Source organism: Streptomyces sp. NPDC127038 (assembly GCF_042725875.1).
Taxonomy (GTDB): domain Bacteria; phylum Actinomycetota; class Actinomycetes; order Streptomycetales; family Streptomycetaceae; genus Streptomyces.
In genome coordinates, this window is record NZ_JBHXDQ010000041.1 from 1 (window position 1) to 7568 (window position 7568).

Sequence of the window (7568 nt, forward strand, 5' to 3'; positions counted from 1 at the left end):
GGCATGACCCCGATCATGCCACGCCCCGGCCGGGGGGCGGGCCCCGGCGCGGGGGCCCGCGCCCCCCCCACGCCCCCCCCCCGGGGGCGGGCCCCCCCCCCTTCGCCGTTCCCGCGGCCGAGCCCGGCAGCCCTTCCGGCGTCGTGCTCAGCGGCCCCTGCGGCCCGGCATGAAGGTGAAGACCGCGCCGCCCAGCAGGACGACCGTGCCCGCCACCAGTCCGAGCGCCTCCAGGGCGCCGTGGCTGTCGGAGCCCGTCTCCGCCAGGCCCCCGCCGGAGGACGTCCCCGCGGACCCGGACCCGGAGCCGGACGAGCCGGACCCGCCGCCCGCGGCGCCGCCCGCCTGCGCCTCGGTGTCCAGGGTCAGCGAGACCTCCGACGTGGTCGGGGTGCAGGTCGTCGTCGTACCCAGGGCCATCACCGTCAGCACACCCGGGGACAGCGTCGACGACCCGGTCGCGCCCGGTTTGTAGGTGCCCGTCAGATCGGGGATCTCGATCGGGTCGCCCGACTTGATCGCCGAGGAGTTGGCCGGACCCTCGACGTGCACGGTGCCCTTGTCGGCGCCGCCGAGCACGACCTCCATCGACGGCTTGACGGAGTCGGCGGGAATGTCGGCCGGGCTGTCCATCACGGACCCCTTGAACCGCACGGTGAGGTCGTAGCTCCCGCCGTTCCTCTTCGCGTCGATCCGCACCGGCGAGGTCGCGTTCTTGTCCCCGATGGGCGTCTTGCAGGCGTACGGGACGGCCACCTCCTTGCCGGTGAAGTCGGTCTGCCCGCCGCTGCTCGGCGACGCGCCGACCGATCCGCTCGGCGTCGGAGTCGGCGTCGGGGTGGGAGTGGGTGTGGGGGTCGGCGTCGGGGTGCCGCCCGAACCGCCGCCGCTCGTCACCTTGATGGTCGCCGACGGGTTCACCGTCTCCTTGGGCGTGCACTTGGTGTCGGTGGAGATCGGCTTGCTGACATTGATGTCGTACGCGTCCGGGGTGAGCGTGACGTTCCCCGCCGCCGTCAGTTTCAGCTTGCCCGTCATGTCGGACAGCTTCATGTCGCTGTTCTTGGGGATCGCGGGGTTCGTGCGTGGCCCCTCCATCGCGATGTCCGCCGTCTGCGCGCCGCCCGCCTTCAGCGTGCCGGTGGGCTTGACGGTGTTCGCGTCGAGATCGAGGACGTCGGGGTTCTTCGAGGCGGCCTGGGTGAACTTCCAGGTGATGGTGACCTCGTCGCCCACCTTCGCCTCGGCGGGCGCGGTGATCTCCACCTTCGTGGTGCCCTCGACCGCGGGCAGCCCGGAGATCGCGGGCGGAATGCACTCCGTGGCGTACGACACCTCGGCGGCCTGCGCCGGGACGGCGGCCACCCCCAGCAGGACGCCCGCACCGCCGAGCATCAGCGCGACCCCGGCCGCGCCCGCCCTGCGGCCTCGGGCCGGTACCACTCTCCGTAGCGTGCTCACGTGTGCCCCTCTCTCGTCTGCGTCGTCGGACCGTTCTCGTGCGGTGCGGAGAGCTGACGGTTCGCCCCGGTCCCCGGATCGGTGCCGGGGGTGAACCAGGGCAGGGCGGGGGCCGGGGACGCCGGGGCGTCCTTCGGCGGCCGGGAGGCGGGGTGCACCCAGGGCAGGCGCCGGGTGAGCTCGGCCGGCCCCGGACCGAGTCCCCGGTGCCGGCCGGTCCGCCCGGCCTGCCTCCGGGGGCGCACCCGGTCGACCACGGCCATCCCGGCCCGGAACACGGCGGCCGGGACGACCACGCAGAGCAGGATCCAGAAGAGGGTGACGCCCCAGGGGCGGCCCACGCCCCACGGCTGCTCGGCGATCACCTTCCCGCCGTACCTCAGCGAGACCGTGTAGTCGCCGTGCGCCCCGGCGGACAGTTCGACCGGGATCCTGATCTCCGCCTTGCCGCCGGGCGCGATGCTGCCGCGCCACTCCTGTTCCTCCCACTGCGGGGCGAACACCCCGTGGGCGGTGCCGACCTGGAAGACCGGGTTCCGCACGGGGGCGGTGCCCACGTTGCCGACGGTGAGGACGAGGGTGCGCGAGGGGGGCGAGCCGAACCAGGTCAGCAGACCGCTCGATCCGTCGAGCCGGGTGTCGGTCAGCACCGCGATCCGGCCGCCGCCCTCCTGCTTCGGCAGCGGCGCGACCGCGTGACCGGCCACCATGAAGACGGCGTCGGCCTCGGCCTTCGCACCGGTGACGGTGGCGACGTGCACCACGCAGGGACAGGGCTCGGGCGGCTCGGCCACCGGCAGTTTCCTGCTGAAGCCGCCCTTCGCGTCGGTCGTGACGGCCCGTCCGTCGGCGTTGGCACAGGAGTTGGTGCCGCCGATCACCCCGCGCGAGGGCACCGACTGGCCGCAGATCAGCATCATCAGCAGGGTCCCGGGCCGCCAGCCGCTGCCCGTCACGGTGACCGAACCTCCCGCCCCCGCCTCGGACTTGGACAGGGTGACGCCCGGCCCCCCGGCGGCCGACGCCGGGAACGCCGAGACCGCCCCCGCCAACGGGACCAGGACGAGCGCCAGCACCGCCCCCAGCGCCGCCGCCCGCACTCTGCCGCCCAGGACGCTCACGACACCGCTCCCGTCAACTCGACCTGTCTGCCCGGCTGTTCATCGGATCCCTCGCCCCGCACCCGGCGCCCGCGAGACCACGGCCCACGTCCCCCGGCCCGCCCGCGCCGCCGTAGGGCGAACAGGGCCCCCAGTGCCGCCAGGGCCGCGCCCGCACCGGCCATCGCCGCCCACGGCACGAACCGGACCGACGCGGCCCCCGTCGAGCGCACACCGCCCGCCGCCGTCACCGTGAGCCGCACCTCGGCCGCGTCGAGCGCGGGCGGATCGGTCCAGGGCTCGTGGAGCGTGATCCGGCGGCCCGGCGGCAGTTCGACGGGCAGGGCGCGCGGGCCCCGGTCGAGCAGGGCGCCGAAGACCCCGCCCGCGTGCACGGCGAGATACGGGACGAGGACCGTGGTGCCGCGGTTGACCAGGTCGTACGAGATCCGGCCGCCGCCCACCCTGACGTGCTCGACGGTCAGCGCCGGCAACGCCGGTCCCGGCACCCGGAGCCGGACCCGGACCGCCGAGGTGCGGCCGCCGCCGCTCGCGAGGATCGCGCCGGGATGGTCGCCGGGCGCCGCCCCGGCCGGGACGCCGATGGTGAACGGCACATCGGCCCGGGTGTGCGCCGGCACCCGTACGGACAGTTCCCGCACCGCGGTCCTGCGGCCGTGCGCGCGACCGGCGAAGGCGATCCAGGCGCCCGCGTCCGCCGGCCCTTCCCGCACGGCGGAGGTGCCGTCTGCGGCGCCGCGCAGCCGGACGGTGAGGGTCCGGGCCCCCGGGTTGAGCACGGACACCGCGTCCTGGAGGACCGTGCCGGGCGCCCCCTCCGCGTAGACGGCGGGCCGTCCGTCGGCCGCACCGCCCGCGGCCGGCACGACGGACCAGCCCTCGGCGGCCAGGGCCGGCGGTGCCGCGCCCAGCAGCACCAGGGTCAGGCCCAGCACGCGGGCAGCGGGGAGTGCGTACGGCATGCGGCGGCTCCAGGTCGTGGTGCGGGACGGTCAGCGGCGTACCGCCTGATGCCTGCGCGTCAGCCACAGCACGCCCGCCGCTCCGGCGAGCAGGACGGTGCCGCCGAGGGTGCCGAGGGCGATCACGGAGTCCTCGGGGCCGGTCTGTGGGAGGGAGCCGCCGGAACCGGAGGAGGAGCCCGAGGTCGACGAACCCGAGGTGGACGAGCCGGAGGTGGACGACCCGGAGGTCGACGAGCCCGAACCGCCCGCCGCCGTGACGTCCAGGGTCAGCGAGGGCCCCGGGCTGTTCGTGGGCGTGCAGGTGGTCGTGGTGCCGAGGGCCTTGATGGTGAGGACGCCCGCGGTGAAGGTGACCTTGCCGGACTTCTTCGGCGTGTAGGTCCCGCTCAGGTCATTGATCTTTATGGGCGTGTTGGCGGGGATGGCGGCCGCGTTGGCCGCGCCGCTCACCGCCACCGTGCCGCTGTCCGCGCCGCCCACCTTGATGACGGCGCTCGGCGTCATCGCGCCCTTGCCGAGCTCGACCGGGCTGGAGGAGACGCCCTTCTGCCAGGACATGGTGAGCTTGTAGGAGCTGCCGCTCCTGACGCCCTTGATGTCGATGGGGGATACGGCGCTCTTGTCGCCGATCGGTGTCTTGCACTGGTAGTTGACGTCCACCACGTCGGCCTGAGCTGCGGGGGCGGCCGTCAGCACCGCCGAGCCGGCCAGGGCCGCGGCGAACGCGAGCGCGGCGGTTCGTTTCTGGTACGTCCGGTACGACACGGGCCTGCCCTTTCCTGACGGAACATCAGATCGGCCGTCAAGGTACGCCCGGGGACTTGTGGAGGGAAGACACAGTGCGTCCCGGATCCGTGAGGATCCGAAGGACGTCCGACGCCTCAGGAGGGGAATCCCGAACCGCGGGTAACCCCGGAGGACCGGCTGGGGGTGGGGCGGGGCGGGGCGCACGGGTGCGGCACGCTTCCGGGCGCGGTGCGGTCGCGTGGGAGACAGCGGGGCGTGCTGCGGCCGGGGCGGAGGCGCCGGTGCGCCGGTGCGGCGGAGGCATTGCGGTTAGGCCGGTGCACCCGACGTGGTGCGGCTGGGCGGGGGCGGCGGGCGGGGTGCGGGTACGCCGGTTCGCCTGCGCGCAGGAGGCGGTGGCCGGGCGGGGGCGCTGGGCGGGGTGCCGGTGCGGCGGAGGCGTTGCGGTTGGGCCGGTACGTCGGACGCGGTGCGGCCGGGCTGGGTGCGGCTACGCCGGACGTGGCGGGGTCACTCCGGGGCGCTGGGCGCGGCGGGGTCGGGCCGGTGGCAGTGCGCTCGGGCGGGCGCGGCGGGTTGCACCGGTGCGCCTGGGCACGGTACGACTGCGCGGGTACGCCGGTAGCGGTGCGGCTGGGTGGGCGCGCCGGGGTTGCACCGGGGCGCCGGGCGCGGTGTCGGTGCGCCGGGCGTCGTGAGGCCGTGCGGGGTGTGTCGGGTCCGGTGGGCTAGGCGGGTGCGCCCAGTTCCGCCCAGACCGTCTTGCCCGCCACTCCGGGTGTCCGTACGACCCCCCAGTCCAGGCAGAGCCGCTGCACGATGAACATGCCGTGCCCGCCGGGACGGCCCGCGCGGTGCGGGGTGCGCGGGGCGGGCTGGCCCGACCCGCGGTCGGAGACCTCGATGCGCAGCACCTTGTTGTCGCAGGAGATCCGGAGCTCGTCCGGTCCCTCGGCGTGCAGACAGGCGTTGGTGACCAGCTCGGAGACGACCAGCAGGACGTCCTCGGCGGCCGCCCGCCGGTCGGCGCTCGCCGCGGGCAGCCAGCCCCACGCGTACAGCGCCTGCCGGGCGTAGTCGCGGGCGAGCGGCACGACACCGCTCTCGCCGACGAGGCTCAGCGTGCGGACCTGGCCGCCGGCGGACGCGGGGGCCGCGCCGGCCGGGGAGGCCACGGGGGCGCCGCCTACGGACGCCACGCTCTCCACGGGCGCCACGCCCCGCGCGGACACCGCGGAAGCGCCGCCGTCGCCCGACTCCGGGCCGCGGTCGCCCGGCGAGCAGGGCCGGGTGGTGCTCATCAGCGCTTCACCTCACCGATTCACCGGTTCACGATTCAAGACTCAGTACGCAGTACTCAGTACGGATGGATCAACGGCTTTCGCCGCTTGTGGATCAACAACTTCCGCCGCGGCGGCCGCCGGCCCCCGGACCACCGGCCCGTCCAGGATGTCTCCTGCCCGACGGAACCGCGCGAACACCCACGTATTCGGCACGGAACCTGTGACGCGAGTAACGCGCCGGTCACGCAGGGGGACCCGGGACGGGGGCCAGGGCATGTCCGAAAGCCCGCGGATCAGCCCGACAGGGCCGCTTCGAGCGTGTCGTGGACAGTGAAGACGGCCTCCGCCCCGGTGATCTCGAAGACGCGGGCGACCACCGGCTGCATCGCCGCCAGGTGCACCCCGCCGCCCGCGGCCTCGGCCTTCAGCCGGGCGCCGAGCAGCACGTTCAGCCCGGTGGAGTCGCAGAACTCCAGCCGGGAACAGTCGATGACCAGTCGCGCGTACCCCTTGTCGAGACACTCCTCGAGTGGCTCACGCAACAGGTCGGCCGTGTGGTGATCGAGCTCACCCGCGGGGGTCACGACAGCACTCGTGCCCTCTTCCCGCACCTCGACAAGAAGCCGGCCAGACTGTGCGCTGCCGACCGTCCCGCGGTCCATGCCGTCTCTCTCCCGAGTGTCGCGACTACTGACGTACGCACTCGAACACTACGCCTTCTCCACGGCACCCGACACCCGAACAACCGTACCAAAATGGACATTTCACCGGGTATGACACTTGCGGTGAGTTCCGGAAACCGGATAGGGCTAGGAGGGACACCTATCCGACCCGGCCGGCTTTGGAGGCGCCGCACACCGCAGTGCACGTATTGGCATCGGCGGCCATATGCCGAGAACGATGGAGGACACATGTCACCCCGGCTCGACGCATCGCAGACCCTGACGGCGACGTCGACACCTTCTCCGCGATCCCCGGAGCACGTCGACGGAACCGGAACCGAAGGAACCGACGCACTCACCGGACTCGCCGGCCTTCCGGAGATCCCCCCGTTCGACGAGGTCGGGCCGGTGGACGCACGGGCTCTGTCCAAGACGCTCTTCGCGCGGCTGGAGTCCCTCGAAGAGGGCACGCACGACTACGCGTACGTCCGCAACACACTCGTCGAACTCAACCTCGCGCTGGTGAAGTTCGCCGCCTCCCGCTTCCGCTCCCGCAGCGAGCCGATGGAGGACATCATCCAGGTCGGCACCATCGGCCTGATCAAGGCGATCGACCGCTTCGAGCTGAGCCGCGGCGTCGAGTTCCCCACCTTCGCGATGCCGACGATCATCGGCGAGATCAAGCGCTTCTTCCGCGACACGTCCTGGTCGGTGCGGGTGCCCCGCAGGCTCCAGGAACTCCGGCTCGACCTGGCCAAGGCCGGTGACGAACTGGCCCAGCGCCTCGACCGCGCCCCGACCGTGAACGAGCTCGCGGAACGGCTCGGCATCAGCCGCGACGAGGTCGTCGAGGGCATGGCCGCGTCGAACGCCTACACGGCCAGCTCGCTGGACGCCCAGCCCGAGGAGGACGACTCCGAGGGCGCGCTCGCGGACCGCATCGGCTACGAGGACAACGGACTCGAGGGCATCGAGTACGTGGAGTCCCTCAAGCCGCTCATCGCGGAACTCCCGCAGCGCGACCGGCAGATCCTCTCGCTGCGGTTCGTGGCGAACATGACCCAGTCCGAGATCGGCGACGAACTCGGCATCTCCCAGATGCATGTCTCCCGGCTGCTGTCGCGCACCCTCGTGCGACTCCGCAAGGGCCTGACCGTCGAGGAGTGAGTGGACTTCGCGGCCCACGAGGCCGCGCATCCGGGGCGGGGGGGGGGCGCGGGGGCCCCGGCCCCCCCCCCCCGCCCCGCCCCACCCCCACACACCCCCCCGGGGGGGGTGGGGGCCCCCCCCAGCGTTTTAGGGCACCCAATAACCCCACCCACCCGCCCC

Annotated in this window: 7 protein-coding genes; 1 reads left to right on the top strand and 6 read right to left on the bottom strand. The window is 73.7% G+C overall.

The features are described 5' to 3' along the window. Positions 1–147: 147 nt before the first annotated feature. The 6 genes from ACFWI4_RS25515 to ACFWI4_RS25540 form a co-directional block, all read right to left on the bottom strand. Positions 148–1395, bottom strand: coding sequence for a hypothetical protein (locus tag ACFWI4_RS25515; protein WP_387200474.1), 1248 nt, complete (start codon positions 1393–1395; stop codon positions 148–150). A 62-nt stretch (positions 1396–1457) separates the two neighbouring features. Then, on the bottom strand, positions 1458–2573 hold the full coding sequence (locus tag ACFWI4_RS25520) for a hypothetical protein (protein WP_387200477.1): 1116 nt from the start codon (positions 2571–2573) through the stop codon (positions 1458–1460). Positions 2574–2578: 5 nt separating this feature from the next. Continuing rightward, complete coding sequence (locus ACFWI4_RS25525) at positions 2579–3544, bottom strand: hypothetical protein (RefSeq protein ID WP_387200348.1); 966 nt, start codon at positions 3542–3544, stop codon at positions 2579–2581. A gap of 30 nt (positions 3545–3574) precedes the next feature. Then, positions 3575–4312 (bottom strand): LPXTG cell wall anchor domain-containing protein, encoded by a 738-nt coding sequence (locus ACFWI4_RS25530; protein WP_387200351.1) that lies wholly within the window; start codon positions 4310–4312, stop codon positions 3575–3577. Positions 4313–5022: 710 nt separating this feature from the next. Next, entirely contained in the window at positions 5023–5595 is a 573-nt protein-coding gene (locus ACFWI4_RS25535) for an ATP-binding protein (protein ID WP_387200353.1), read from the bottom strand. 275 nt (positions 5596–5870) lie between these two features. Further along, the gene (locus ACFWI4_RS25540) at positions 5871–6239 is read right to left on the bottom strand and encodes an STAS domain-containing protein (RefSeq protein ID WP_385399912.1); all 369 of its coding nucleotides are present in this window, start codon (positions 6237–6239) and stop codon (positions 5871–5873) included. A gap of 249 nt (positions 6240–6488) precedes the next feature. Between ACFWI4_RS25540 and ACFWI4_RS25545 the strand changes: the two genes are divergently transcribed. Then, complete coding sequence (locus ACFWI4_RS25545) at positions 6489–7406, top strand: RNA polymerase sigma factor SigF (protein WP_387200356.1); 918 nt, start codon at positions 6489–6491, stop codon at positions 7404–7406. Positions 7407–7568: the final 162 nt, after the last annotated feature.